Genomic DNA, 26715 nt, shown 5'->3' with positions numbered 1-26715 from the left:
TTGAAAGTGATTATGAGTGAAGATCAAAAGGTTGCTAAGGACGACTTGACTTATATGTCGAGTGTCAGTGAAGCCATTTTAGAGCAAACCCCAAAAGGGGCTCAGGTGCTTTTGTGGGCATTTTTTGCATTTATTATCATTGCCATTATTTGGGCTAATTGGGCAACTTTAGATGAAGTTAGTCGCGGTGAGGGTGAAATTATCCCGTCGCAACAGCTTCAAGTTGTTCAGAACTTAGAGGGCGGTATTGTTTCCCAAATCCTTGTTAAAGAAGGGGATTTGGTTGAGAAAGGCCAAGTCCTATTACGAATTGATGACACACGTTTTGCGAGTACTTTCAAAGAAAGTCGTGTTCGCCAGTTAGAGCTGCTCGCAAAAGCGGCACGCTTACGAGCTGAAGCTAACAGCGAGGCTTTTGTTCCGCCTGATGATTTTCCGCAAGAGTATCAATCGTTGTTAGATCAAGAACAAACCTTGTACATGGCTCGTCGACAAGAGCTGGGCAATACATTGGATATCCTTGGTCAACAAACCACCCAGAAAAAGCAAGAACTACGCGAAGCGCAGTCTAAACAAACACAATTGCAACGTAGCTATAACCTGCTCAATAAAGAACTCCGAATTACCCAGCCACTCGTTGCTGAAGGTGTGATTTCCGAAGTAGAGTTTCTTCGTTTACAGCGTCAGGTCAATGACTTGGCAGGAGAAAGAGAAGGTGTTCGTTTGAGTATCCCTCGCATCGAGTCGGCACTTAAAGAAACAGAGCAAAAGTTATCGGAAGCTCAATTCCAATTTGTTAGTTTGGCGCGAGCTGAGCTCAACGAGACGTTATCTGAAGCGGCGCGAATTAAAGAAACGTTGGAAGGCATGCAAGACCGAATAACCCGAACAGAGGTGAGATCTCCTGTGAAAGGTACGGTTAAACAGCTATTGGTCAATACAATCGACGGAGTTGTGCAGCCTGGGGATGAAATTATAAATATTGTCCCGTGGGAAGACACCTTGTTAGTTGAAGCCAAAATTAGACCTTCTGATATCGCTCAGGTAAGACCCGGTCAAAAAGCGATAGTAAAAGTATCCGCTTATGATTTTAGTATTTATGGTGGTGCAGAAGCCCAAGTAACCTTCGTCTCGCCAAGTACCGTGCTCGATGAAGAACAAGAGCCGCACTACATAGTGAGGTTAAAAACGGATTCTCCTTTTATCGAATCAGACGGTACTCAACTGCCACTAATGAGTGGTATGACGGTGTCTGTCGATATCCTTACGGGTGAGAAAACGGTAATGGATTACATATTAAAGCCAATTCTTAAGGCAAAACAAAAAGCATTAACTGAGCGTTAAGTCCATAAGGTTATCCTGTGCGCGGCCGACGTATTACTGAGTAATGAACTATATTGTTATCTAGTCTATGTTTAAAGTTGGTCTACATGGTCTTTTTGTGTGCGAATGGATACAAAAAGCGTTATATTAATGGGGCGTTAAGATGAAGCTGTTCATTGTAAGCGACAATGCTAAAGTCATTGCGCGTTGGACATTGATAGCCGGTAATACACAGCACACGTGTGAAAAATTGAGCTTAGATTTGTCGCATGTAAATGCAGATAAGTTAGAAGGGATTGGTTTACTCCATTTAGCTTCGTTAACTGCGGGTGAAGTTGGCCACTATCTTAATGTATATTCGCGCATTAAATGGATCGCTTTTTCTGATGTTCCTAGCGATTCAGAAGGGTTGAAATGCCTTGAAGCAGGTTGTCGCGGATATATAAACACGTATACGACCGAGAGTTTGTGTGAAGAATTGTTTGATGTCGTCGCCCGAAATGATATTTGGGCGGGTCCATCAATTACTAAACTTTTACTGAATCAATATTTGAGTGACAGACCTGGCTTAAAAAATGAAGGCGCTGCGCTCAATGATGTGTACAATCGCCTAACTCGCCGAGAAGAAATGGTTATGCGTGCAGTTTTGACAGGTGCGGCTAACAAAGAAATAGCGAGAGATTTAAGCATCACAGAGCGGACGGTCAAGGCTCATGTGGCTTCAATCTTGCGTAAAACACAAAGTAAAGATCGAGTTTCATTAATTGTTAAATTCTCCAATAGGGTTGCCTGATTGGATTTGCTGGGGGAGCAGAAGTGGTCGTTAAAAGGACGTTATTAGCACTAGCTGTTGGCATGAGTTTTGTCTTGCCCGTTCAAGCTGTAGAGCTTGATCAAGTGGTGACTCAAGCAGTGCTATCTAATCCTGATGTGAAATCTGTCATGAATGCGCGTAATGCAATTTATGAAGAGATTAACCAGGCAAAAGGTGGTTTTTACCCGCGTATTGATATAGCCGCTGGCATTGGTTACGAGTGGACAGATACAGTATCCATTGATGATGTAGAGCTTAAGCGAAGGGAAGCCAGTTTTAGTATTGACCAAATGCTATTTGATGGCTTTTTGACTGATAGTGAAGTCGATCGCCACTCCGCAAGATTAGAATCAAGCAACCACCGTTTACGTGAGGTTGCTGAAGAGACGGCTTTAGAGTCATCTCGTGCTTATTTAGAAGTACTAAAGCGCAAAGAGTTGCTGAGCCAAGCAAAAGAAACGCTTTACAACCATGTGCGGGTTTACGATCAAATCAAACGACGCACGGAGTCAGGTTTAGGAACGTTGGCATCTAACCAGCAAGCCGAAGGTCGTTTGGCTTTGGCTGAGGTTAATGTGTTAACCGCTGAAAATAATCTGCTTGATGCAGAGGCTACGTTTCAGCGTGTTACCGGAGAAGTGGCTCCGGAAGTGATGGATTTTCCGCTAGTTGATCAAGCAATTATGCCGGCTACCTCGGACGAAGCTGTTAAGCGTGCCCTAGAAAAGCACCCAACAATTCTGCTTGCCGATTCGGACGTGGAAGCGGCTCGTGCACAGTATGAATCCGCGCGCAGTCTATTGTATCCAACGTTGAACTTTGAAGTGGATCGGAACTGGAACAACAACATTGATGGTGTTCGTGGTGACAATGAAGATCTAACAGCGATGTTCCGATTACGCTACAACTTATACAACGGCGGTTCAGACAAAGCGCGTGTGCGTCAAACGCACCATCAAATTAATGAAGCGCGTGAGATCCAAGCCAGTGCTAAGCGTCAAACGCTAGAGAGTATCGAGTTGTCGTGGGGAGCCTATGAGATCCTTAAACGTCAATTAGAGTACTTAGAGAAGCACGTAGTAGCGAGTACGCAAACACGTGATTCATACTTCAAGCAGTTCAATATAGGTCAGCGTTCTCTGCTTGACTTACTGGATACTGAAAATGAAGTGTTCTCCTCTAAAAATGCTTACATATCTGCAAAATACGATTTTGTAATTGCACAATATCGCTTGCTTAGTGGTATGGGTGAGATTTTAGATATGTTGCAAGTTGATGTGGCTCCATTAGCGTCAACGGAGTTTAGCGATTACCGCACTGATTTGAAATAATCACAGCACGGCTTTTGTCGCCGTTTGCATTAATCAGGCACGCCCGATAAAATCTCGCGGCCTGTATTCAAAGAAAGGGTTGCTGGCTAGCAACCCTTTTTCGTTTCCAAAGGATCGTATGAAAGCACATAAAATTTTACAAGCCCCCGTGCCTATGCGTTGGGTGGGGCCAATTAAGATCTCGGGTCACATCCTTAACGAAAAAATCAGTGTGCCTTTGGCAACATATGAGACTCCTTTGTGGCACTCGGTAGGGCGCGGAGCGCGTGTTTCGTCTTTAACCGATGGGATTAAAACAACTATTGTGGATGAGCGTATGTCGCGCTCTATCCTGCTGGAAGCTAATGATGCATTTGAAGCATTTCAGGCGGTAGAGTCTATTAAAGCTCGCCAGCCTGAAATTCAGGCGGTGGTATCTGGTTCTAGCCGCTTTGCTGTTTTATTAGATATACACAGCCAGATTGTTGGTAACCTAATTTATCTAAGGTTTGAGTTCAAAACCGGTGATGCTTCTGGCCACAACATGGTAACCAATGCGGCTGATCGGATAATTCCTTGGGTGTTAGAGGCATATCCTGAGTTACGTTATTCATCCATTTCTGGCAACTATTGTTCTGATAAGAAGGCAACGGCCGTTAATGGTATTTTGGGGCGTGGCAAAAATGTGATCTCGGAGATTGTTATTCCGCGTGAACTGTGTGAAAGACGCCTGCTAACAACGCCAGAAAAAATAGTTGATCTGAATATCAAGAAAAACTTGATCGGCACTATGATTGCTGGTGGATTGCGCAGTGCGAATGCTCACTATGCCAATATGCTGTTAGCTTTCTATTTAGCGACCGGTCAAGATGCTGCTAATATCATCGAAGGTTCACAAGGTGTTGTGCACGCAGAAGTACGCGATGACGATCTGTATTTTTCTTGCACCTTGCCTAATCTTATTGTTGGTACAGTAGGTAATGGTAAAGGGCTAACTTTCGTTGAAGAAAATTTGACAAAGCTAGGCTGCAAAGAAGCGCGCGAGCCAGGTGAAAACTCACGCCGGTTAGCCGCGATTTGTGCTGCTACTGTGTTATGTGGCGAGCTTTCTCTTTTAGCTGCTCAAACTAATCCTGGCGAGCTGATGGAAGCCCATATTAAATTGGAGCGTCAATGATCGATCAGACGAATGATCGTAAAATAGAGCATATCAGGGCGTTTGATGTAGACCCCGATATCGAGCGTAATGGTAGGTATTTTGATCGCATTAGGCTCATTCATCGTGGGTTTCCCGAAATAGACTTGTCCGCTGTGGACACGAGTATTGAATTTTTAGGTAAACGCCTTAGTTTCCCGTTGTTAATATCGTCTATGACGGGAGGAAATCATGAGCTCGTGCGTACGATTAATCGAAATTTGGCCGTGGCAGCTGAACATTGCCAAGTAGCGTTAGCGGTGGGTTCGCAGCGGGTTATGTTTTCGGATCCTGAAGCGGCTGAGAGTTTTGATTTACGTAAATATGCCCCTACGACTCCCTTAATTGCTAACGTTGGGGCAGTGCAATTAAATTATGGGTTTAGCGCGCAACAGTGCCAAGCGGCTGTTGATGTGTTGCAAGCCGATGCATTGTATTTGCACCTAAACCCTCTTCAAGAAGCCGTTCAGCCTGAAGGGGATACTAACTTTGCAAATATTGCCCGTTTAGTGGCCGACGTTGTTGCAAATTTAGATGTTCCAGTACTGTTAAAAGAAGTTGGTTCGGGGTTAATGCCGGCAGATATTGAGCTTGGTCTACAATCGGGGGTACGCCATTTTGATGTGGCTGGCACCGGTGGGACATCTTGGAGTCGTATTGAACAGCATCGCCGGCAAAGTACAGGTGATGGATTAGGGTATACGTTTCAGGACTGGGGGGTTCCAACCCCTGTTGCCCTGCGGATGGCAAAACCCTATTTAGATAGAGCGACTTTGATATCAAGTGGTGGTCTCAGAGATGGGATTGATATGGTGAAGTCTGTTATACTCGGCGCCTCTTTATGTGGCGCTGCGGCACCGTTTTTAAAGCCGGCAATGGAATCAGCAGAGGCGGTTATCACTGTGATTGAGCGTCTAAGAAAAGAGTTTGTCACAGCTATGTTTTTGCTGGGAATGCCGGATGTAGTTTCGCTGTTTGGGAATGAACAATTGATCCTTGAAGAGCGTTAAGGAACAGAGATAGATATGTCATCAGTTGTTGGTATAGATCAAATTAGTTTCCATACCTCAAATCATTTTTTTGATTTGAGAAGCTTGGCTGAGCACCAAGAAACCGATCCGAATAAGTACTATGAAGGGATCGGCCAAGAAAAAATGGGTATGGCCGCCCACGATGAAGATATCGTAACGATGGCTGCTGAGGCCGCTTACCCTCTTGTACAAGGGGATGATTCGGCTGCTATTTCTAGTTTGTTATTCGCCACGGAAACGGGGATTGATCAATCGAAGGCCGCTGGTATTTATGTACATCGGTTATTGGGTTTATCAAATAACTGTCGTGTAGTTGAGCTTAAGCAAGCATGCTTCAGCGCAACGGCTGCATTGCAAATGGCATGTGCACTTGTCGCTCGGCAACCAGAAAAGAAAGTGTTGGTCATAGCGTCGGATATTGCTCGTTATGAGCTAAACACGCCGGGCGAGGCTACACAAGGTTGTGGCGCTGTGGCTATGTTGGTGACGGCTAACCCTCGGTTAGTCGAGATTGATCCAGAAGTGGGCAATCATGTCGAAGACGTAATGGATTTTTGGCGGCCTAACTACCGAAAAACAGCGTTAGTAGACGGTAAGTACTCGACCAAAATTTATCTACGATCATTAAAGCGCGCATGGGAAAACTTCCAAGCGGTTAGTTCGTTAAATTTTAATGACTTTAGCCACTTTTGTTATCATTTGCCGTTTAGTCGAATGGCGCAAAAAGCGCATCAGCATCTCGCGAAAGTGAATAAAACGACGCTAACGCCAGAGCAGCTAGAAGCACAAATTGCTGACACCCTTGTATATAACCGGATCATCGGTAACAGCTACACGGCGTCCATGTATATTGGTTTGGCCTCATTGCTAGAAAATTCTGCTGAAAATTTAGCCGGTCAGCGTATAGGTTTCTTTAGTTATGGCTCAGGCAGTGTGGCCGAGTATTTTTCCGGTAAAGTAGTGTCTGGCTATGAAGCGCATTTGTTCACGGCTGACCATGCGGCATTATTGCAAGCACGACAGCCGCTAAGCTATGAAGAGTATATTCATTTATATCACGCACCAGATCCAACGGACGGTGGTGAACATGTCATTCCGGTGTCAACCAAGGGACGTTTTCGTTTGGCATCGATCTCACATCATAAACGTGAATATGTAGCGCTCTAATGCAAGCTCGTGCGCCAGGCAAGGTGATTCTCAGTGGGGAGCACTCGGTCGTTTATGGCGCTCCTGCATTGGCAGTAGCGATCAAAAAGCATACCTATGTTAGCTTTAAGCCCGTAACAGAGAGTAAAACGATTAACACTCTGTTTGCGGGTATCTCATCAGGTATGCACTATCCTTTGCATGCACTCAGCCATCTAAAGCATAAGTTAGACAATCGCTTTGAGCAGTTTTTAAAAGGCGATTTGCCGGTGCGTGGCATAATGAGCCAACCAGATGATTTGTTGGTGTACGCTATGACTACGCTTATGCATCATTTACCTGTACCCGGTCGTGTCTCGTCAACGAGTTATCTGCCTATGCCGGGTCGCTTGTTGAGTGAAAGTGATCTTCCTTTAGGGGCTGGTATGGGGTCATCGGCTTCTGCTATTGCCGCTACTTTGGTGTTGTTCGAGCATCTATTGGACAAGCCTCTGACCTTAGATCAGCGTTTTGAAATGATTCGCTTTTGTGAGCGCCTCCAACATGGCCGTGGTAGTGCAATTGATGCCGCAACGGTTACTTATGGAGGCCTGAATCATATCCAAGCGGGTAAAGTGGCTAGTATCGATCAGCATTTAGGGGCGCATTGGTATTGGATATTTACGGGCTCCCCAACCGTAAGTACCGGAGAGTGCGTGCAGTCGGTTAGAGAACATTTTGAAGACGATACGGCGCTTTGGAACGCTTTTGCTGCGATTACCCGAGGCTTTGTGGACTGCGTGGGCGATTGTAATGCCAGTAAAACGCGCAACCCTCATATTGATTTGATAAAAGAGAATCATCGTTTGTTGCAACGTATAGGTGTAGTGCCTCATTCCGCTTCATTGCTTATTGAGTCAATAGAAGCAGACGGCGGTGCTGCGAAAATCAGCGGAGCTGGGGCAACCAGAGGGGATGCAGGTGGTTTGGTGATAGCGTATCAGCCAGATGAGCAAGCCATGTCACAAGTCATGTCGCAATTCCCAGGTTATACGTGGGGAGCGGTGGAGCAAGATAGCCAAGGAGCCTGTTATGTCGGTGATTAAGGCATCAGCGCCGGGTAGTATTATGGTGATGGGCGAGCATGCGGTTTTATTCGGGCACAGGGCTATTGCTTGCGCGGTTGATAAAAGAATTTACGTTAGCCTCGCTCCGCGCAAAGATAAGCAAGTCAGTATCTCGTCAGCGCTGGCTTCGTATGAATCTTCTCTGGATCAGCTAACGCCTGAGCCACAACTTAGCTTTGTTCTATACGCTATACAACAGGTAGCAGCAACACTGCCTTCGGGGTTCGACTTAACGATTGAATCAGAGTTTTCACATACGGTTGGGTTGGGTTCCTCAGCAGCGGTAACAGCATCTGTTGTGGCTGTGTTAGCAAAATATGCGGGTGACGAGCTGGATTCATTTGCGTTGTTTGAGCGCGCTCTTTCGGTGGTTCATGGCGTGCAAGGGCGAGGATCAGGTACAGACCTAGCAGCCAGTGTCTATGGAGGCTTAATTGCTTATACCGTTGAGCCCCGAGAAGTGATGCCGCTGTCGGGACTGCCTCCCATATCATTATTTTATTGTGGCTATAAAACACGTACGCCTGATGTGCTAAAAATAGTAGAGCGTAAGGCCAATGAGTTTCCTGATCTTTACCGGCAGATCTATCGTTTAATGAATGATACCAGTGAGCAAGCCGAACAGGCGATTCAAGTACAGGCATGGGACCAGCTTGGTGCGCTTATGAACATATACCAAGGCTTACTGGATGCTCTTGGTGTGAGTGACCACTCCCTGTGTGACATTATTTATACCCTGCGCGGGTGTGATAATGTTTGGGGTGCAAAGATATCAGGATCAGGCTTGGGGGACTGTGTCATTACGTTGGGTAGAACCTCAGATTTACCGCAGGCCTTGGCTGATAAATACGAAGAGATTCCTGTTGCCATTAGTAAAAAAGGAACACAGTGTGATGTTGTCTAAAGCAGAAGTGGTTGCTCGTTATTTACCAGAGACCTTGCAGGTTAAACCTTCGGCCGAAGCTTTTGCTCCCAGCAATATTGCTTTATGTAAGTATTGGGGAAAGCGCGATAACGCCCTCAATTTGCCTGTTAACTCAAGTCTTTCAATCTCGCTAGGGCATTTAGGGACACATACGCGTTTAGCCTTATCGGATTCCGGTGAGGATAAAGTGCTGCTTAACGGTAAGGAGCAAGCGTTAGACTCTCCCTTTGCCGCCAAAGCCATTGCATTTTGGGATCTTTTTAGACGGGATCAAATTCTACCCATCGAAATAAATACCACCAATAACATACCAACCGCCGCAGGCTTAGCCTCTTCGGCATCGGGTTTCGCCGCGCTCACTAAAGCGATAAATGAATTTGCTAATCTCAATTTGCCAATAGATGTGTTGTCTGCTTTTGCCCGCATGGGAAGCGGTAGCGCGTGTCGCTCATTATTCGATGGTTTTGTTGAATGGGAAATGGGGCAGCTAGAAGATGGTATGGACAGCCATGGCATTGCTTTAGAGGCTAGTTGGCCCGATTTGCGGGTAGGCTTAGTGAAAGTTGAAACGGGTGAGAAAGCGGTAGATTCACGTTCGGGGATGAAGCGTACTGTTGAAACGGCTCATCTTTACCAAAGCTGGCCCATGCAAGCAGCTATGGATATTCAAAAACTACGCCAAGCAATTGCGGATAAGGATATAGATGCCTTAGGCATGACGGCTGAGCATAATGCTATGTCGATGCACGCCACCATGATCGCCTCATGGCCACCGTTGCTTTATTGGCAGCCGGCTTCGGTTGCGGTTATGCAGAACGTTTGGGGGCTTAGGGAGCAAGGTGTATCTGTCTATTTAACGATGGATGCAGGCCCCAATATAAAGCTGCTTTTCGAGGCTGATCAAGAGGCTGCAATTAAAGCTGTTTTCAACGATATGGAAGTTGTAGCACCATTTGCGAGCTGATGGTTATTGCGCTCAGTGCAAAACATATTTCCCAACTAGTTAATTAGAACTCCATTCCTATACAATCCCGAGCCCTCTGCTGTATGGGCAAGGGCAATAATAACTACAGTACTCAAGCGCAGAGCGCTGAATAAAAAGGCCCGCCAGCCTTTAATGAGTACAACCTAATGGAGTTCTATTATGGTTATCCAGCTATTCCCTTTATGGGCTGTTTTATTATCGGTTGTTGCATTCTTTCTACCAGCCTTATTCGTTGACTTAAAAGCTTATATCGTTCCTTTGCTAACCCTTATTATGTTGGCAATGGGCTTAACCTTGAGCCTTTCTGACTTTAAGCGTGTTTTGCAAAAGAAGAGTGCTGTTGTAGTGGGTGTGGCGCTTCAATTTTTAGTCATGCCTGTCGCGGCTTATGCTGTTGCTACTGTGTGGGGCTTTGATAGTGATTTGACGGTAGGTATGTTGCTGGTAGGGAGCGTAGCCGGTGGAACCTCGTCTAATGTAATGTGCTATCTAGCGAAAGGAGACACGGCGTTATCCATATCAATGACAGCTATATCAACCTTGTTAGGTGTTGTGCTAACACCGGTACTAGTCTCTTTGATGATCGGCCAAAGCGTTGATGTGCCTGTAGCGGGTATGTTGTTGAGCTTAGTAAAAATTGTGTTAATTCCGGTCGGTTTAGGAGTGTTGATTAATACATTTCTTCCTGGTGTGGTTAAAAAATCAGAACCTGCTTTCCCCTATGTGTCTATGTTTGCCATTGTACTTATCATTGCAATAGTGGTCGCGCTAAGTGCGCCTAAGTTGGCTGATATTGGCTTAGTCGTTGCTGCGGCTGTTGTTTTGCATAACACCATTGGTTTGGTGCTAGGCTATTGGGTAACCTTTCTTTTAGGCTTCGATGCCCGTGTATGCCGTACAATTGCATTTGAAGTAGGCCTACAAAACTCTGGGCTTGCCGCTGCTTTGGCTATTAAGTTCTTTACGCCAATGGCCGCGCTTCCTGGCACGGTGTTTAGTGTTTGGCACAATATTTCCGGCTCTTTATTGGCGAGTTATTGGAGCCGACGCCCTCTAGTTGAGACGCCAGAAACCAACGCTTCAAAAAGTGATGTAACAAGCTAACTAAGCGTTGTTTGGACAAAATCCATATAAAAAACGGGTCTGATGGCCCGTTTTTTTGTAGGCTATACCACTCTCCATATAATGATTACGGCTGGGTGTCATATGGAGTATTGGATAATTAACGAGAGATCGACTCCACAGTGACCGCTGTTACCGCTATACGTGGCTTTATTATTGCCCGCCATCAGCAAGATCAAAACCATACGCTCCAACTTCGTTACTGGGTTCGTCATGACGCCGGAGTATCGTTGATATCTATTGATCACCAGGAAACGGTTTTTTTTGTCTGCGATGAGAATGTGGACGATATTCGCTTGATCTGTAGAGGCTTGAAGGGGTGGCGGCTTAAAAAGCTCTCGTTAACGGATTTGAATTATAAAGGCGTGCACGGGTTATATACGCGCTCTCTTCGAATACAGCGCGAGATCATAGAGCGGCTTACACGACACGCTATCGCCATGATGGAAGAAGATATCCGCCCAGTAGATCGTTACTTAATGGAGCGTTTTATCTTTGGCGGTGTAGAGGTGTTTCTACAACCCGGATTACCCCCTAAGCTGCGCCCGACGGATTACAAACCCTCTTTAACCGTTTTGTCTGTCGACATCGAAACCACCATGCGAGCAGATCTGATTCATTCAATTGGCTGCTATCAAGCGATCTATTCTCCAAACTCAGACGCTATCTCATTAGATAGTGATGGAGGCGTGACTCAATCTTGCCTCCTCGAGCGAGTGGTATTAATGAGAGGGGTTGGTAACAACACAGAACTCATCCGCTATTTCCCTGATGAGCGCACATTACTTAAAGCTTGGGTGGAGTTAGTAAAAAACATTGATCCTGATTTGTTGATTGGTTGGAACGTAGTTGGTTTCGATTTTAAAGTTTTGGCCCAGCGGGCTCAGGCATTGAAAGTGCCGTTAACCATCGGGCGAGATCAACAACCTTTGCAGGTCGTGCAGTCAGGGCAAGGGAAATGGTATGCCAGAATAGAAGGGCGCAATGTCCTAGATGGAATTGATACGTTAAAAAACGCGACGTTTCATTTTGAAAGTTATAGCCTCGAATCTGTCGCTCAGAGCCTATTTAAACGGGGTAAGCTGATAACGCATCCTAATGACAGAGGCGAGGAGATTCAGCGCTTATACCGTGAAGATCAACCCGCATTAGCGCGCTATAACTTAGAAGATTGTAAGTTGGTTTGGGATATTTTTGTTGAAACGCGTCTTATTGAATACCTAATAGAGCGGACTCGGTTGACTGGCCTGTCGTTGGATAAAGTGGGAGGCTCAGCGGCTGCTTTCGATTTTCAGTACTTACCACGGTTGCATCGACATGGGTATGTAGGCCCCGAATATGCTAGTGGTGCGAGTGGGCTGGATGCGCCGGGCGGCTTTGTTATGGAGTCTTTGCCTGGCTTGTATCGAAATGTGTTGGTGCTCGACTTTAAGAGTCTGTACCCCAGTATCATCCGTACATTTAAAGTAGACCCATGTGGCTTAGCTGAAGGTCTTAAAGCTTCGTCTGATGACACAGGGCTTGTGCCAGGTTTTAATCAAGCGGTTTTTAGTCGAAACCCATCTATATTACCCACCATTATTGAAGAGTTGTGGGCGGCGCGCGATCAAGCTAAAAAGCGTGAGAACAAACCACTGTCCCAAGCCATAAAAATTATCATGAACGCGTTTTATGGTGTGCTGGGTTCTAATGTGTGTCGCTTTTTTGATCAACGCCTAGCCGGTTCAATTACATTGCGTGGCCATCAAATTCTGCAGCAAACCCGCGATGAAATAGAGCAGGCGTTTGGCTATCAAGTTATCTATGGAGATACGGACTCTGTCTTTGTTCTGTTAGATGATGCTTGCAAAGAAGAAGAGGCTGCCGACAAAGGCAACGAGCTGGCGGTGTACTTGAATGCTTGGTGGTCAGAACAGGTTCAGTCACGTTTCCGTATAGAAAGTCATTTAGAGCTAGAGTATGAAACGCATTACAGCCGTTTTCTCATGCCGCGCATGCGTCACTCTGAAAAAGGTAGTAAAAAACGCTATGCCGGTTTGTTGCGCTCCACAAATGGCGATACTCACATGGTTTTTAAAGGGCTGGAAAATGTTCGCTCCGACTGGACTCCTTTAGCACGCGAGTTACAACGCACATTGTACGAAGCAGTATTTCGTGATCAGCCTTATAAAGAATACATTCAAATGCTGATCAAACAACTACGAGCGTCTGAGTTAGATGACCAATTGGTTTATCGACGCCGCCTACGCCAGCCGCTTAGTGATTATATCCGTATGAAACCTCCGCATGTACAAGCGGCACTGAAAGCTGAAGCCGAGCAAAGTAAGTATGAAAGGCCCGTTTTGTATCAGCCTGGCATGCATGTGAGCTATATTATGACGGTCAATGGCCCAGAACCCGTTGAATATCGACGCTCGGCTATTGATTACGAGCATTATATAGAAAAGCAAATTATGCCCGTTGTTGATGGGATTCTGTGCTTTTTGGATGACAGCTTTGAAGCACTTACTTCCCAGCAAGTCGATTTGTTTTCTTAAATAATGATGTCGCCGCGCAGGTGGCATGAAGGGAAGTTGGGTAATGGGTTTTAATCGTTATCTACTAAAATATACATCCCTATCAGTATGTTTTTACGGCGTATTTTTTAGAATCAGGTTCGAACTGCAATGTATAAAAAATGATCAGATATCCCTTTACAGATGGTTTATAACCTCTATCATCTACCCTTTATTATCACGTAATTTGGTGTAGTGTAAGTCGTGCAATGACGCGAAAGAGACTCTTTCTTATTGTTTAAGAGCGCTCTTAGCCGTTACTCCTCATGCAGCTAATGTATTTTTATCTATACTTAATCCAAAGTAAGAGCAAAGAGCAAACGGTACATGTGCTAAATGCTCAGTAAATTTGAACCTCACTGTCACGGCTTGTATGTGGTTAGCCTAGTCACTGAGTATATCGGTAAAGCTATTCATTGGTGGCTACCCCAACACAAGTGCGAGAATGTAATTAGTTTATGAAGTCACAGTTTTTTATCATTGCTACCTTAATCAGCCAACAAGCAGTGGCCGCTGAGCAATACCCGACTGATTATAAAAGCCAACCTTCTCGCTTTTTTTCTCAGCAAAGTTACAGTGAAAGTACCTTATCCAACCAAAGCCTTTCGGGTTTAGCCGAGAAGTACGAGAATGACTTTTCCGTTCGCCAAGATGGGAAGCGTGGCATATGGGTAGGCGCAAAAGTTACCGAGCAACTGTCGGGCAGTATGTATGTGTTAAGCCGTAGTTCTCGTGAGTATAAAACCGAGTTGCCTTTAGCATTTACCAGTTATCAAATTAACAATGCATTACGCCTACGGGCAGGTCGCCTACCTTATCCGCTTAAAATTTATAATGATTTTAGAGATTTAGGCTATATTTACCCTTCAAATAAAACCCCAAGGGCAACAACGTTTGCTCCCATGCAAACTATTCAGGGCTTAGATTTCCAGTACAGCTTTTCCACCGGTAGTGTATTGCATGAGTTGAAAGGCTACTTAGGGAGTGCATGCGATGACTATACGTTTTCTGACGGAACCTTTGGTTTATTAGCGTCAGACGCATGGGGCTTTTCGTACGAGCCAAAATGGAGTCATAACCGGCTCAGTATGGCCTATCATCAAGGTGAAACTGATTTTACCATGTCTGATGTGATCTCCATGTACGAAGGAATCTCTACCTACTCAAATATAGCGCCGTTATCTTATCTGCCTGGCTTGGCTCAATATATTGAGCCTGAAGATGAACTAAGTCTATTGAGCCTTGGTGGGCGCATGGATTTTGATTCGTTGTATTTGCTGGGCGAATATAATCAGTTGCGTTGGGATAACGAGTATCAACCCCAGCGTCGTCGATTACATTTGATGCTGGGAGGGGATGTGACCGATAGCTTGCAGTTATACACCTCTTACGAGCATGTGAATGATAGTTTGTTAGTTGGTCAACCTGATAGCCGACCCGCAGGTATGGCTTTGAGTGCTTCATATCAATTTGATGAAATGTTAACGGGGTTGCGCACCATTGTTGAAGGTGACAGTGCGTTAACAGGGCTGTTTATGAGTTGGGATGTATCACGTTTATTTAATGTGAAAGCGCACTTTAACCATCTGGATTCTGGTGCGGGCGATGATCAAAGCCTAGTTAGGTTGTCGATAGATTCCCTTTTCTAATGACTAACGCATAGCGTGGGCCAGGAACTAACCCAGTCAACTTTAAGGCACTACTTAAAATTGACTGGGTTATACGTTTAATGCTTATCCAAACACTATATCGCCAATCACCAAGCTACCGGCATAGCCCACCAAATAAGCAATGAGTAAGAAGAGCGTGTATTTGAGGTAACTAATAAAGGTAACCTCTGCAACTTTACTCATAGCGACAATGCCGGCGGCAGAGCCTATGACTAGCAAAGAACCGCCAACCCCCACCGCGTAAGTTAACGATAACCAACTGGCTTCAGTCATGGCTGGGTCTGCTTTTAGTAAGGCAGCTGTTAATGGCACGTTATCGACTAATGATGACAGTAGCCCCATTACAAAGTTTGCATGAATCGGCGGTAGCACTTCGTAAATAGTAACGAGGTTATCCAATACCCCAATTTCTTTGAGCATACCAACTAGTAATAAAATCCCTAAAAAGAAGAGCAGCGTATCAAACTCAATGGCGCGGATGTAATCAAGCATGTCTTCTCGACTGTCTTGCTTATGAAAAAAACGGCCAATCAAGAACATGATCGATAAACCAAAGAGGAAGGTTAAAACCGGAGGAACTCCTGCAATTATATTCAGTAAAATAGTAGAAATAATGGTGGCCAAAAAGATGATGGCAATCGACATGCCCACTCTGTCATGCGTGCGGGCACCGCCATCAATTAAGAGCTCGCCGCTGAGCCCAAATGACAGCATAGAGGCGAGTAACATCACACTCACGAATGAGGGGAGTGACAACCACAGCAAATCTTGAATGGCCACTTTGTTATCTAAAAAAATCATTAATGTGGTTACATCACCAGTGATTAACGATACACCACCAGAGTTAACGGCAAACACCACCATCACGGCAAATTTAAGCGTTTTATGAGGGGGGAGTTTAAGTGATAACACTAATGCGACAGAGACCAATGTGGCAGTGATGTTGTCAGATAACGAAGAAAAGATGAAAGAAAAAATCGCCACCATAAAAATTAAGCTTTTCTCACCAATACGTGAAGGTAAAAACTTATAGATGAGGGTTTCTATCAAGCCGTGATGGTTTAGGTAGGCAACAAAGGTCATCGCGGCCATAAGGAAAAGCCATAAGCTGGCGATTTCTAGTAGGTTCTCATTGAGCATGAGTTGTATATCAGCTGCTTCTACGCCTTGATCCGGGAATAGAAATAACAGCAACCAAGCCAGCGTACCTAAGAATAAAGTGGATTTAGCTTTGTTAAGATGGATGACATCTTCCAGCACAATCATCAAAAAGGCGATGCCTGCCAGTAATAGTAAAAGCGTATGCATCAAACGGACTCCTTGTAAGCGGCCGTGATTAAATTTTGGGGTGGTAAGATAATAAGGTAGAACAACTTCAATGGCTCGATAAGCCTTGAAAATTAGCCTTGTACTTGATCTGAACTAATAGCAAAGTACCTAGCCGATTCATAATGATTAGTGCAGCGGACTCTATCAATGACTGACAACAGTAGCCATTCCCAAAATTGGTATGTTTATATACTGCTTTGTGCGGATGCTAGCCTATACACAGGTATTACAACTAACTGCGAGCGTCGGGTTAATGAACATAACAGCAACGATAAGTTGGCTGCGAAATACACACGTGTGCGGCGCCCAGTAACCTTGGTGTGGAGCGAGCCGCATCAGGATAGGTCGGCGGCTTCATCGCGCGAATATCATATAAAGCGCTTAAGTCGTGCTCAAAAGTTGCAACTAATCCACAGTCATCAATCTTGCCAATAAAGTTCGGTAGCAGGAGCGCAAGTGTACGTTTATTAAGTGTTATAAGGTAACAGTAATTTACGGCTTGGTGCTGTTATGATATAACGTATTTAAAACTCAGTTTTAAATAATCGTATGAGAAAAGGGTAGTGAGATGGGTTCATTAAAAGTAAATGCGCTAAGAAACAATACAGCGAAAGTACGTCATCTGCTTGCAATACTGGGTGTAGCTGTCTCTGCGGGTGCGGTAGCTGGCGAGGCACATGAGCATGGTAAAGTAGCACTCACATTGGCCATCGAAGAGGGTAACGTAGAAGTGAGTTGGCGCTCTCCTGCTGTTAACCTTGTTGGCTTTGAGCATCAGCCAAAAACTCCTGAAGAAAAGCAGAAAGTTGAGCAAACCTTATTAAACTTAAAACAAGGTTACGAACAAATCGTACTACCTGAGTCAGCACTGTGTTTATTAAAAGAGGCTGATATCGACACCACCTTAGCCGCTCATACTGAAGGTCACGATCACGACGACCACGACCATGAGGAGCATGACGACCACGATCACGACGACCATGACCATGAGGAGCATGACGACCACGGTCACGACGACCATGACCATGAAAAGCATGATGACCATGACCACGACGATCATGACCATGAAAAGCATGACGACCACGAGGAGCATGATCACGATGGCCATGCCGATTTTTCAGCTAAATATACTTTTGAGTGTCGTTACCCTGAACATCTGAAGCAAATTGAGGTCAATTTGATGCCGAGTTACCCTGGTATTGATGAAATTCGTTATCAAGCCATTACTCCCGCAGGTCAAACTGGCGGGTCATTAACTCAAGGTAATACGGTTATCGTTTTTTAATTGACATGTAGTAAGGATGTTTAATGCCAGCGGTAGTGGTTAAGGATTTGAAGTTCTCGTGGCGCGGCGGATCTAATCTGTTAGATATACCGCGTTTCGATCTGGACACAGGTGATAGGGTATTTTTGCACGGCCCATCGGGGAGTGGAAAAAGCACCTTACTTAATCTGCTAACCGGCATGCTGCTACCGCAGCAAGGAAGCATTCACATTAGTGGAACAGATATAGCCAGTTTGTCAGGGGCACGGCGTGATCAATATCGTGCGGATAAAATTGGCTTTATCTTTCAAACCTTAAATTTATTACCGTACTTATCCCTAACTGATAATGTTGCAATGGCTTGTCGTTTCTCGGAAACGAAAGAAGCTTACGCTGTAAGTCAGCACGGTTCTGTGGGCAAGGCTGCCGCTTATTTTTTAGAGCGTTTAGGCTTAGCCGAGCCACTGCAGCGTAATGCCAAAGTAACCGAACTGTCTGTAGGGCAGCAGCAGCGTGTAGCTGTCGCACGGGCGCTGATTGGTTCACCATCGTTAATTATCGCTGACGAACCGACGTCTGCGCTTGATAAGCAAGCGCGTGAGCAGTTTGTTGCAATACTCAATGAGCTCGTCAGTGATTTAAACACTACGTTAATTATGGTGAGTCATGATGAAGCGCTAGCCTCTTCGTTTAAGCGCAGCGTACCTCTTACCCAATTAAATGAAGTAACACGGCTTGAGTCTAAGGTAGGTCAATCGTATGTTGGTTAAGATTGCATTGGCTAGTAGTTGGAGCCGTCGTCATGTTTTATCCATGATTGTTTTATCGATAGCCCTGTCTGTCGCGCTTTTATTGGCCGTTGAACAAGTACGCTCAGAAGTACGCAATAGTTTTAATCGCTCAGTTGCCGGCACCGATCTCATCGTAGGGGCTCGTGGTGGTGAGTTGCAGTTGATGCTTTACTCTATTTTTCATATTGGCCAAGCCTCCAACACAATTTCGTGGAAATCCTTTGAGTTAATTCGAGATAACCCCAATGTAGAGTGGGCATTGCCTATATCGCTGGGCGACTCCCACAAAGGATTTAGAGTGGTGGGTACGGACGCCAAGCTATTTGATTATTTTAAAGTTGGTCGCGATGAGGCGTTAGTTTTTAAAGAGGGCAAGCGGTTTTCAGACCTATTCGATACGGTCATCGGAGCCGATGTGGCCAAAAAATTGAATTACCGCATTGGCCAATCCATTACTCTTTCTCATGGTATGGGAGCAACCAGCTTTTCTGAACATGACGACCGACCGTTTACTATTGTTGGGATTTTAGAATCGACAGGCACCCCTGTTGATCAATCTGTTTATGTCAGTTCCGAGGCAATAGAAGCCATTCATGTTGGGTGGCAATCCGGCACTCGCATTCGAGGGCAAACGGTGAGTGAGTCTGATATTCGTGATATGTCATTGACGCCTAAACTCATTACCGCTGTCTTAGTTGGTGTGAAGTCTAAGCTGAGCACTTTTACGTTACAGCGTCTTATCAACGACTATAAAGGTGAGCCGCTTCAAGCTGTATTACCGGGTGTTGCGTTACAACAGTTGTGGCAACTGATCCGCATTGCTGAAAACGCGCTGTTTGTCGTGTCTATTTGTGTGGTTATCAGTGGATTTGTGGGTATGCTCTCGGTATTGTTAACCAGCTTATCTTCCCGTCGTAAAGAAATGGCCATTTTACGAGCCGTAGGGGCTAAGCCAAGGCATCTAGTTGGTTTGTTAATGATGGAATCGGCGATGGTAACCTTGTTAGGAACTGTTCTCGGGACGGTTATGGCCGCCATTGGGTTGCTCGTAAGCGCGCCGTGGCTGGAATCACAATTTGGCTTTCACTTAGGTGGGGTTTCATCCATTGTCTCTACGTTGCCTATGCTGGCGCTTGTGTTAGCCTTGGGGGCTTTAATCGGTATATGGCCTGGCTATCGAGCGTATCGTCAAACAGCGCACGATGGATTAACTGAACGATAGATACCATCGTTCTAATAAAGTACAGATTACGTGAGTAAATCAATAATGCTAAGTAGTTTAACGCGCTTACGAGCGCGAGGTCTGGTGGCAGTTCTTGCCTTGTTACTTGCTTCTTTTGTCGGGGTTTCTTCGGCAACCGCAGAGGCTGTCTCTTCAGTCAATGGTGAAACCGTTGAAACGCTTGATTGGGAAGTCTTGATGCCCCCCGGTTACACGCTCGATGGTTTATTAGACGACGAATCGTTTGCAGGCATCGGTACTTTAGAAGATGGAGACCCTCAAGCTGACCTCATGATGAGTAAGCTGCAAGAAGCGCTTAACTCGGCACCTGTTGTACCTGAGATGGATGGCAAAATGGTGCGCTTACCCGGTTTTGTTGTACCGCTAGAAGGTGAAGACCAAACGATCTATACCTTTTTCTTAGTGCCATACTTTGGGGCGTGTATCCATGTTCCTCCACCGCCATCTAACCAGATTGTCTATGTGCATTATGAGCCCGGTGTAAAATTGGAAAGCTTATACGATGCGGTCTGGATTACCGGTAAATTACGTACTGAAAACTTCAGTAACGAGATGGCGTCTTCCGGATATTCGATGGAAGCATTCCGTATCGAGCCTTATGACGGGTAACTAAAAAATAAATACTAAAAAAGGGTGATTTTTCATAATTACCTTCTATTATGCGCGTTATTAGCAGCCTATAATCGGCGACCCTAAAACGCGCCCATCGATGTTTTTCCCGTTGCAAATGTGGATCTCCTTGGCGTAGGGTAGGTTAATCTTTTACTCAGTATTATCTGCAGGACACTACGTTGAATAAAACTATTATCGGTGCCGAAGAGTGGTTGAGCTTTCCGACACTGGGCATTCATGCCATAAAAGCCCGTGTAGACTCTGGTGCTAAAGTTTCCGCGATTCATGCCTTTAACGTGCAGGAGTTCCGTCGCGAAAGCCAGTTATGGGTCAGTTTTGAAGTGCACCCTTTGCAAGGTAATAGATCAACGATGGTTCGTTGTGAGCTGCCCGTGCATGCTAAACGCCGAATTAAAAGCTCCAGTGGCGAGTCTGAGCAGCGCTATATCGTTATCGCTCCCATGAAGCTTGGTGATCATCAATGGGATATTGAGCTATCGCTATCTAATCGAGATTCCATGGAGTACAGGATGTTACTGGGCCGTGAGGCGATGGAAGGGCGTGCGTTAGTAGACCCTTCGCAAAGTTTTGCTGTCGGGGAAATGGAAGATGAAATCATTCAAACGTTATACGGGAAAGTAGAAAAACCCAAAAACGGTTTGAAGATTGGGGTGTTGGCAAGCAACCCTGACCTCTACAGTAACCAACGGTTACTAGAGGCTGGTGCTGAGCGCGGGCACGAGATGGTGTTTCTTAACTTGCAGCAGTGCTATATGAAAGTGGACGACATCAATCCCGATGTACACTTTCGCGGTGGAGCAACGCTAAGCGACTTAGATGCTGTGATTACCCGTATTAAGCCAAGCCAAACATTTTATGGCTGTGCATTGGCGCGCCAGTTTGACAGCATGGGGATTTATACCGTTAACTCGTCTGAGGCGATAGCGCAATCTCGTGATAAATTGTTTGCGTTACAGCTAATGCTAAAAAGCGGTATTAGCATTCCAACTACTGGCTTTGCTAGCTCGCCAATGGACACTAATGACCTCATTGAAATGGTCGGCGGTGCTCCGTTAATTGTTAAGCTGTTGGAAGGTACGCAAGGCAGTGGTGTCGTTTTGGCTGAAACTAAAAAAGCGGCCGAAAGTGTGATTAACGCCTTTAAAGCGGTGAGTGCTAATTTGTTAGTACAAGAGTTTATTAAAGAAGCAGATGGCAAAGATCTACGCTGCTTCGTTATTGATGGAAAAGTAGTCGCTTCTATACAACGCACGGCAGCGCCGGGTGAGTTCCGAGCTAACTTGCACAAAGGCGGTAGCGCCTCCATTGTTAAGATTACGCCCGAAGAGCGCAAATTATCAATCAAGGCAGCAAAAGCGCTTGGTCTTCAGATAGCGGGTGTTGATTTAATCCGCTCGAAAAAAGGTCCGCTGTTGCTTGAAGTGAACTCATCTCCTGGTTTAGAAGGCATAGAGACTGCTACGGGTAAAGACGTGGCGGGTATGATCATTTCATCGATTGAGAATAAACTGAACTGGAAGCAGCCAGTAGCAGGAGCCACCGCCGATCAGGCGAGTGAGTAAACCGGTTATAACAGCAAGCTAAACCTGATGAAGGGCTTAGCTTGCTCTTGTTTGGCCTCGTTAGACAATGAACTCCCTGCCTTGAAGCCGTTAATGCGCTCAACATAGCCAGTATGGATTGTATTAAACGTTATGATTTATCCACACACTAAACTCCCCAAAGTCGGTACGACTATCTTTTCAGTGATGTCGCAAATGGCGGCGGAACATAACGCAATTAACCTGTCACAAGGCTTCCCCGATTTTGATGGGCCGTCAGCGCTTCTGGAGGCCGTTGGTCGTTATATCGCGCAGGGTGCTAACCAATATGCACCTATGACGGGTGTACCTGCATTAAGAGAACAAATCGCCCAAAAGGTCGCTTTGCTTTACGGCCGCGAGGTATCGGTAGACCATGAAATTACCGTTACCTCGGGTGCTACCGAAGCCTTGTTTGCTGCCATAGCGGCGGTGGTGCGTGCGGATGATGAGGTGATAATTTTTGATCCCGCTTACGACAGTTATGAACCAGCGATAGAGTTGAATGGTGCCAAGGCAGTACGTTTACAGTTGCAAGCCCCAGACTTTAGGGTGAACTGGGATGAAGTAAGCGCGCAAATTACCGACAAAACACGCCTGATTATTCTTAACTCACCCCATAACCCAACCGGTACTACATTAGATGCGGATGATTTAGAAAGGCTAGCTGAGCTAGTTGAGGGCACTGATATTCTCTTATTGGGCGATGAGGTGTATGAGCATATTGTTTTTGATAACGCACCACACCATAGCTTGTTAACACATGCGCAGCTGTATGAACGCAGTTTTGTTGTTTCATCGTTTGGTAAAACGTACCACACAACGGGTTGGAAAGTGGGCTACTGTATCGCGCCGCCGGCTTTAAGTGTCGAATTGCGAAAGGTGCACCAGTACCTTACCTTTTCGACCTCAACTCCTATGCAACTCGCGTTGGCTGATATTATGCGCGATGAGCCTCAACATGTGAGTGAGTTACCGGCATTTTATCAGCATAAAAGGGATCTTTTTTGTGATTTGATTCAACCCAGCTGCTTTAAATTTACACCGACGTCGGGTACCTATTTTCAGTGTGTTGATTACAGTGCGATTAGTGATTTGCCGGATGTCGAGTTTTGTAAATGGCTGATTGAAAAAGCTGGTGTCGCGGCCATACCTGTTTCCGTTTTTTGCGAAGCGCCACCGGATATCCGCTTAGTGCGTTTTTGTTTTGCGAAAAGTGATGAAACCTTGCGAGCAGCAGCCGAGCGCATTTGTGCCATTTAAACGCCCTCAAGAAACCCTATAAAATGTTAACTGGCTATGTGAAGGAGGTGAAATGGAAACGTTAAACTCATTAAGAGTCTCATTGGTGCAAACCCAGCTACATTGGGAAAATGCAGCAGAAAATAGAACCCAATTCACGGCTTTATTAGCGCCTTTAGCCGGCCAAACAGACTTGGTTGTGTTACCTGAAATGTTCACAACGGGGTTCATGATGCAACCCGAAGTACAGGCAGAGCCCGCTGATGGGCCTACGTTAGCTTGGATGAAGCAGCAAGCCTGTCAACTCGATGCCGCTATCTGCGGGTCTATTGCGGTAGAAGAAGGCGGACTGTATTTTAACCGCTTTCTGCTGGTTACCCCGCAAGCGCATGTGATGAGCTACGACAAACGCCACTTATTCCGAATGGGAAGCGAGCCAGACCATTACACAGCGGGGCAAGAGCGCAAAGTTTTCGAATACCGTGGATGGCGTATATTACCTCAAGTGTGCTACGACCTACGTTTTCCTGTGTTTCTACGTAACCGCAATGACTACGATTTGGCTATATTTGTAGCCAACTGGCCTGCTGCCCGTGCGCGGGTTTGGCGTACGTTGCTAGAGGCGCGAGCACTCGAAAACCAAAGCTATGTAGTTGGGGTTAACCGCATTGGCCAAGACGGAATGAACCTTGATTACCGCGGGGATAGTATGCTGATTGATTACAGTGGTACCGCGTTAATTGATCACAGCCCGAATGAGGCGTTTGTAGAAACGGCAACAATCAACCGTGATCGCCTTAATGACTTTAAAGCCAAGTTCCCTGCGTGGATGGATGGAGATGAGTTTACGTTAGCGACTTAGCCGTCTTTACTTTACGTGTGAGGGCGATTTTTTCTGCCACTGCTGGCGAAGATCGTCACAATAGTTAGTGTTGTTGGCTTTGGGCGTAAACCAAACATAATCAGCTTTGGACAGCGTTGTGTAGTCTTTCGCTTGCTCGTGTGTGGCGTCTACTTCCACTAAGAGTATCGTGCGTGTGTGTTGCTGTTCGAGCGGCGACAAATGTAACGGAACGCCCACGCTTTTATCCGTGTGAAAACCTCCTGCCACTAAAATGACGTTATCGGTAGAGCGCTGTTTAATGGCGTAAGCTAAGCTCGCATCTCGTGCCAGTTGAACGCTAACCATAGGCGCGAGCTGGTTGCGCTGCATGAGCTGGCAGTGGCTTTCGTACACTTGGTCAAGCACCTGATCTTTAACTGCCTGAGTGATACCCTGCGTGCTAGCAAACCGCTGTGTTTTGGGGACTCCCGCTTTATAAATAGTATGAATAGCATCTCGGCTAATGTTGCCGCTGTGTACAGGCATGTTTTGCTCAAGCGCCGCTTTGATTAATGGCCCATAATCTTGCCAAGGCCAGCTATCGTCCTGCCAGTTTAGCCGCTGTTTTAAATCCGAATCGCTCATGCCCGAAATGATAGTGTTAGTCGTTTGGCTGTCATCTAACATTTCGAGCACAAGACTTGTGTTGGCAGAGTCGGAAGGGTAGAGCTGTTGTATTAGCCACGTTTCTATTTGGTGGTGATCAGCGTTGTCGTGCTTTTCACCAATAAGCACAATAGGGTATTGAGACAGCTCGCTAACAAGCTCTGTAGGCGATAGAGATCTTTGGCTCTCAAGGGCTATGATATGGCCAACTAACGGATGGTCTTTAAGCAGGGGCGATTGCCAGGTTACGGGCATAAATGTGTTAGGTGTTTGGCTAGCAGGTGCGGCAGCTGCCAAAAAAAGAGAAAGTGAGGTAATTAGGCTAGCTAGATGTTTCATCATGAGTGTTAGTCGTAAAAAAGACCCCGAAGGGCCTTTCTAATAAGAGGAAAAAGGGAAATATTAGCTTACTTTTTCGAGTAGCTCGTCAATATCTTCATAGCCTTCTAGCTCTATCTCTTCATCAGGCACTGCGCTTTCGGGCTCAACTAAGAACGCTTCTTTTTTAGGTAGCCCTTTTTTGTGAACCATTTTACCGTGCATTTTATCGAGCTGACGGTCTATTTTTTGTGAAACGGCGTCGAGCGCAGCATAAAGGTTTTGCCCTTCAGCTTTAGCGGTGACTTCTTTACCACCGGCGTGGAGTATGGCTTCGACTTCGTCTAGGTGATCGTGTTTAGACAGGGTGACTTGCGCGCTGGTTATCATATCAAAACGCTCCTGAGCGTGTTCTAACCAACTTTCAATTTTTTCGCGTACGGCTGGGGAAACTTTATCTTGGCGATGTGTGACATTAATGATCATCTTTTTATTTCCTTACTGTCCTATGACAGGCGTTAGCAAAACAGGGGTAAATGTAAATCCTTCCTCCAATGGGAATCTCCAAATGAGATTCATTATCAAATGTGACTGTAAGATTACTATAGACCTGTTTTGCTCGCTTTGGAAACAACTTTTTTCGTTGATCTGTGCAACAGTTGTTTTAGCTCAGCGAAAGGAACTTATTCCTCTAGCCATACCTCACGAACAGGTTCCCCAAAGTCGTCGTAAATAATTTTCTTTTTGGGTTTACGTGAAAAAGAATGAGAAGGTTTAGAGACCGTTTTGGCACGTCGGCGCGCATCGATAGCTGCCATTTCTTTTGTGGTAGGCGTGCGCTCTTCTTTGGGGTAGCCAAATACAAAGCTATTACGATTGTAGTTGCCGTCTTCTAAACCAGAGGCTCCACTTTCGACGGACTTGATTTCACCGCCTTGCTGGATGAACTCTTCGATCTTAGATTCAAGCTGTTGGCGGGTTTCCGCTTTTGTTGGACGTTTATTCATAGTTGAAATTATGCCGGATAAAGCAGCACGATGTCTTGTTTTATACGTTAAGAGTGTGGGTTGCTGACCCGAGGTTGGCTATACTAGTCTATATTTACACGCAGAGTTACTGAATGAACTACTTAACTATAGACCAGTATCGACATGCTTGGTTCTATCGCCATCAAGATATGCCTGTTCCAGCCTCCGATTTGGAGCAGATAAAACCCATGACACCAGCGCGCTCGCGTACCTTATGGGAAACTTTTATCAGTAAAGAAGCCGACTTCCCCGAAGATTTTGGCAAAGGCGAGTGGGTCACTCATGGCAATACGTGGTTAGAAACAGACTGCGATTGGCAGACACCCTGGGAAAGTGAAGATCAAGAGTTGCCCAGTAGCATACTCGAGCACCTGTTATGGGATGACGGCACTGTTGTCTACTTTTGTTATGCGGCGGATCATGTCGTAGAAACGCGCTGGGGCGTCTTTAAAAAATACTGGAAGAACTTCTTATTTATGGATGACGGCCCGTTACTGATAGGTAAACGGCGTAAAGAAGTTGTCCAGTTTTTCCAGACGGGCCGGTGCCGTATAGGGAACCAGCCTTAGTCCATTTAGCTTACAGTCTTTGCTTAAACGCTTGATAGCGGGTCAAC

The 26715-nt window shown here is 45.6% G+C and carries 25 protein-coding genes and 1 pseudogene; 22 read left to right on the top strand and 4 right to left on the bottom strand.

Annotated features, from left to right (window positions below):
* The first annotated feature begins 12 nt into the window (after window positions 1-12).
* The 12 genes from BS617_RS10495 to BS617_RS10440 all read left to right on the top strand — a co-directional run bounded on the left by BS617_RS10495 (window position 13) and on the right by BS617_RS10440 (window position 15161).
* Entirely contained in the window at window positions 13-1344 is a 1332-nt protein-coding gene (locus BS617_RS10495) for an HlyD family type I secretion periplasmic adaptor subunit (RefSeq protein ID WP_075172755.1), read from the top strand.
* Window positions 1345-1486: 142 nt separating this feature from the next.
* On the top strand, window positions 1487-2116 hold the full coding sequence (locus tag BS617_RS10490) for a response regulator transcription factor (protein ID WP_075172754.1): 630 nt from the start codon (window positions 1487-1489) through the stop codon (window positions 2114-2116).
* A gap of 23 nt (window positions 2117-2139) precedes the next feature.
* Window positions 2140-3468, top strand: a complete 1329-nt coding sequence (locus BS617_RS10485) for a TolC family outer membrane protein (protein ID WP_083610000.1) — start codon at window positions 2140-2142, stop codon at window positions 3466-3468.
* Window positions 3469-3586: 118 nt separating this feature from the next.
* A complete protein-coding gene (locus tag BS617_RS10480; RefSeq protein ID WP_075172753.1) occupies window positions 3587-4624 on the top strand; it encodes a hydroxymethylglutaryl-CoA reductase in 1038 nt (345 codons plus the stop codon).
* Window positions 4621-5652 carry a type 2 isopentenyl-diphosphate Delta-isomerase gene (gene fni / locus BS617_RS10475; RefSeq protein WP_075172752.1) on the top strand — a complete coding sequence of 344 codons (1032 nt, stop codon included), beginning with the start codon at window positions 4621-4623 and terminating at the stop codon, window positions 5650-5652. The genes BS617_RS10480 and fni overlap by 4 nt, the downstream gene beginning before the upstream one ends.
* A 15-nt stretch (window positions 5653-5667) precedes the next feature.
* The gene (locus tag BS617_RS10470; RefSeq protein WP_075172751.1) at window positions 5668-6840 is read left to right on the top strand and encodes a hydroxymethylglutaryl-CoA synthase; all 1173 of its coding nucleotides are present in this window, start codon (window positions 5668-5670) and stop codon (window positions 6838-6840) included.
* Window positions 6840-7904 (top strand): mevalonate kinase family protein, encoded by a 1065-nt coding sequence (locus BS617_RS10465; protein WP_075172750.1) that lies wholly within the window; start codon window positions 6840-6842, stop codon window positions 7902-7904. The genes BS617_RS10470 and BS617_RS10465 overlap by 1 nt, the downstream gene beginning before the upstream one ends.
* Window positions 7891-8829 carry a mevalonate kinase gene (gene mvk, locus BS617_RS10460; protein ID WP_075172749.1) on the top strand — a complete coding sequence of 313 codons (939 nt, stop codon included), beginning with the start codon at window positions 7891-7893 and terminating at the stop codon, window positions 8827-8829. The genes BS617_RS10465 and mvk overlap by 14 nt, the downstream gene beginning before the upstream one ends.
* Window positions 8819-9814, top strand: coding sequence for a diphosphomevalonate decarboxylase (gene mvaD / locus BS617_RS10455; protein ID WP_075172748.1), 996 nt, complete (start codon window positions 8819-8821; stop codon window positions 9812-9814). The genes mvk and mvaD overlap by 11 nt, the downstream gene beginning before the upstream one ends.
* A 180-nt stretch (window positions 9815-9994) precedes the next feature.
* On the top strand, window positions 9995-10939 hold the full coding sequence (locus tag BS617_RS10450; protein ID WP_075172747.1) for a bile acid:sodium symporter family protein: 945 nt from the start codon (window positions 9995-9997) through the stop codon (window positions 10937-10939).
* A 140-nt stretch (window positions 10940-11079) separates the two neighbouring features.
* A complete protein-coding gene (locus tag BS617_RS10445) occupies window positions 11080-13494 on the top strand; it encodes a DNA polymerase II (protein WP_075172746.1) in 2415 nt (804 codons plus the stop codon).
* Window positions 13495-13970: 476 nt separating this feature from the next.
* Window positions 13971-15161 carry a hypothetical protein gene (locus tag BS617_RS10440; RefSeq protein WP_075172745.1) on the top strand — a complete coding sequence of 397 codons (1191 nt, stop codon included), beginning with the start codon at window positions 13971-13973 and terminating at the stop codon, window positions 15159-15161.
* 84 nt (window positions 15162-15245) lie between these two features.
* Here the strand turns inward: BS617_RS10440 and nhaD are convergent, their stop codons facing one another.
* The gene (gene nhaD, locus BS617_RS10435; RefSeq protein WP_212667427.1) at window positions 15246-16490 is read right to left on the bottom strand and encodes a sodium:proton antiporter NhaD; all 1245 of its coding nucleotides are present in this window, start codon (window positions 16488-16490) and stop codon (window positions 15246-15248) included.
* Between the two features lie 168 nt (window positions 16491-16658).
* On the opposite strand from nhaD, the gene BS617_RS10430 reads away from it, so the two are divergent.
* The 9 genes and pseudogenes from BS617_RS10430 to BS617_RS10395 all read left to right on the top strand — a co-directional run bounded on the left by BS617_RS10430 (window position 16659) and on the right by BS617_RS10395 (window position 24126).
* Complete coding sequence (locus tag BS617_RS10430; RefSeq protein WP_075172743.1) at window positions 16659-16946, top strand: GIY-YIG nuclease family protein; 288 nt, start codon at window positions 16659-16661, stop codon at window positions 16944-16946.
* A 133-nt stretch (window positions 16947-17079) separates the two neighbouring features.
* Entirely contained in the window at window positions 17080-17796 is a 717-nt protein-coding gene (locus BS617_RS10425; protein WP_075172742.1) for a ZrgA family zinc uptake protein, read from the top strand.
* 23 nt (window positions 17797-17819) lie between these two features.
* A complete protein-coding gene (locus tag BS617_RS10420) occupies window positions 17820-18545 on the top strand; it encodes an ABC transporter ATP-binding protein (protein WP_075172741.1) in 726 nt (241 codons plus the stop codon).
* Entirely contained in the window at window positions 18535-19788 is a 1254-nt protein-coding gene (locus tag BS617_RS10415; RefSeq protein WP_075172740.1) for an ABC transporter permease, read from the top strand. Before BS617_RS10420 ends, BS617_RS10415 begins: the two co-directional genes overlap by 11 nt.
* Window positions 19789-19818: 30 nt before the next feature.
* On the top strand, window positions 19819-20418 hold the full coding sequence (locus tag BS617_RS10410) for a DUF3299 domain-containing protein (RefSeq protein ID WP_249263594.1): 600 nt from the start codon (window positions 19819-19821) through the stop codon (window positions 20416-20418).
* Window positions 20419-20600: 182 nt separating this feature from the next.
* Window positions 20601-20999, top strand: a pseudogene (locus tag BS617_RS18405) (ATP-dependent zinc protease family protein); the annotation flags it as partial.
* An 81-nt stretch (window positions 21000-21080) separates the two neighbouring features.
* Window positions 21081-22004, top strand: a complete 924-nt coding sequence (gene rimK / locus BS617_RS10405; RefSeq protein WP_246283359.1) for a 30S ribosomal protein S6--L-glutamate ligase — start codon at window positions 21081-21083, stop codon at window positions 22002-22004.
* Between the two features lie 132 nt (window positions 22005-22136).
* Window positions 22137-23285: a pyridoxal phosphate-dependent aminotransferase gene (locus BS617_RS10400; RefSeq protein WP_075172737.1), complete on the top strand. Its 1149-nt coding sequence runs from the start codon at window positions 22137-22139 to the stop codon at window positions 23283-23285.
* 52 nt (window positions 23286-23337) lie between these two features.
* Window positions 23338-24126 carry an amidohydrolase gene (locus tag BS617_RS10395; RefSeq protein WP_075172736.1) on the top strand — a complete coding sequence of 263 codons (789 nt, stop codon included), beginning with the start codon at window positions 23338-23340 and terminating at the stop codon, window positions 24124-24126.
* 6 nt (window positions 24127-24132) lie between these two features.
* On the opposite strand, the gene BS617_RS10390 is transcribed toward BS617_RS10395, so the two are convergent.
* From BS617_RS10390 to BS617_RS10380, 3 genes are all read right to left on the bottom strand, one after another.
* Window positions 24133-25095 carry a ChaN family lipoprotein gene (locus tag BS617_RS10390; RefSeq protein ID WP_083609998.1) on the bottom strand — a complete coding sequence of 321 codons (963 nt, stop codon included), beginning with the start codon at window positions 25093-25095 and terminating at the stop codon, window positions 24133-24135.
* Between the two features lie 60 nt (window positions 25096-25155).
* Entirely contained in the window at window positions 25156-25557 is a 402-nt protein-coding gene (gene hpf, locus BS617_RS10385; protein WP_075172734.1) for a ribosome hibernation-promoting factor, HPF/YfiA family, read from the bottom strand.
* Between the two features lie 197 nt (window positions 25558-25754).
* The gene (locus tag BS617_RS10380; protein WP_075172733.1) at window positions 25755-26078 is read right to left on the bottom strand and encodes a hypothetical protein; all 324 of its coding nucleotides are present in this window, start codon (window positions 26076-26078) and stop codon (window positions 25755-25757) included.
* Between the two features lie 113 nt (window positions 26079-26191).
* Between BS617_RS10380 and BS617_RS10375 the strand changes: the two genes are divergently transcribed.
* The gene (locus tag BS617_RS10375; protein WP_075172732.1) at window positions 26192-26668 is read left to right on the top strand and encodes a DUF2947 domain-containing protein; all 477 of its coding nucleotides are present in this window, start codon (window positions 26192-26194) and stop codon (window positions 26666-26668) included.
* The last annotated feature ends 47 nt before the right edge of the window (window positions 26669-26715 follow it).

Source organism: Neptunomonas phycophila (assembly GCF_001922575.1).
Lineage (GTDB): Bacteria > Pseudomonadota > Gammaproteobacteria > Pseudomonadales > Balneatricaceae > Neptunomonas > Neptunomonas phycophila.
Note: the sequence above shows the minus strand (reverse complement) of the source record. Positions and strands in the feature narration are given on the sequence as shown.

Bases quoted from the DNA above. Each gene is read 5' to 3' on its own strand.
- BS617_RS10450 (WP_075172747.1), top strand. From the start codon at position 9,995: ATGGTTATCCAGCTATTCCCTTTATGGGCTGTTTTATTATCGGTTGTT.
- mvaD (WP_075172748.1), top strand. From the start codon at position 8,819: ATGTTGTCTAAAGCAGAAGTGGTTGCTCGTTATTTACCAGAGACCTTG.
- BS617_RS10420 (WP_075172741.1), top strand. From the start codon at position 17,820: ATGCCAGCGGTAGTGGTTAAGGATTTGAAGTTCTCGTGGCGCGGCGGA.
- BS617_RS10470 (WP_075172751.1), top strand. From the start codon at position 5,668: ATGTCATCAGTTGTTGGTATAGATCAAATTAGTTTCCATACCTCAAAT.
- BS617_RS10395 (WP_075172736.1), top strand. From the start codon at position 23,338: ATGGAAACGTTAAACTCATTAAGAGTCTCATTGGTGCAAACCCAGCTA.
- BS617_RS10480 (WP_075172753.1), top strand. From the start codon at position 3,587: ATGAAAGCACATAAAATTTTACAAGCCCCCGTGCCTATGCGTTGGGTG.
- BS617_RS10495 (WP_075172755.1), top strand. From the start codon at position 13: ATGAGTGAAGATCAAAAGGTTGCTAAGGACGACTTGACTTATATGTCG.
- mvk (WP_075172749.1), top strand. From the start codon at position 7,891: ATGTCGGTGATTAAGGCATCAGCGCCGGGTAGTATTATGGTGATGGGC.
- nhaD (WP_212667427.1), bottom strand. From the start codon at position 16,490: ATGCATACGCTTTTACTATTACTGGCAGGCATCGCCTTTTTGATGATT.
- BS617_RS10425 (WP_075172742.1), top strand. From the start codon at position 17,080: ATGGGTTCATTAAAAGTAAATGCGCTAAGAAACAATACAGCGAAAGTA.
- BS617_RS10390 (WP_083609998.1), bottom strand. From the start codon at position 25,095: ATGATGAAACATCTAGCTAGCCTAATTACCTCACTTTCTCTTTTTTTG.
- BS617_RS10490 (WP_075172754.1), top strand. From the start codon at position 1,487: ATGAAGCTGTTCATTGTAAGCGACAATGCTAAAGTCATTGCGCGTTGG.
- BS617_RS10380 (WP_075172733.1), bottom strand. From the start codon at position 26,078: ATGAATAAACGTCCAACAAAAGCGGAAACCCGCCAACAGCTTGAATCT.
- hpf (WP_075172734.1), bottom strand. From the start codon at position 25,557: ATGATCATTAATGTCACACATCGCCAAGATAAAGTTTCCCCAGCCGTA.
- BS617_RS10400 (WP_075172737.1), top strand. From the start codon at position 22,137: ATGATTTATCCACACACTAAACTCCCCAAAGTCGGTACGACTATCTTT.
- BS617_RS10440 (WP_075172745.1), top strand. From the start codon at position 13,971: ATGAAGTCACAGTTTTTTATCATTGCTACCTTAATCAGCCAACAAGCA.
- BS617_RS10430 (WP_075172743.1), top strand. From the start codon at position 16,659: ATGACTGACAACAGTAGCCATTCCCAAAATTGGTATGTTTATATACTG.
- fni (WP_075172752.1), top strand. From the start codon at position 4,621: ATGATCGATCAGACGAATGATCGTAAAATAGAGCATATCAGGGCGTTT.
- BS617_RS10415 (WP_075172740.1), top strand. From the start codon at position 18,535: ATGTTGGTTAAGATTGCATTGGCTAGTAGTTGGAGCCGTCGTCATGTT.
- BS617_RS10465 (WP_075172750.1), top strand. From the start codon at position 6,840: ATGCAAGCTCGTGCGCCAGGCAAGGTGATTCTCAGTGGGGAGCACTCG.
- BS617_RS10375 (WP_075172732.1), top strand. From the start codon at position 26,192: ATGAACTACTTAACTATAGACCAGTATCGACATGCTTGGTTCTATCGC.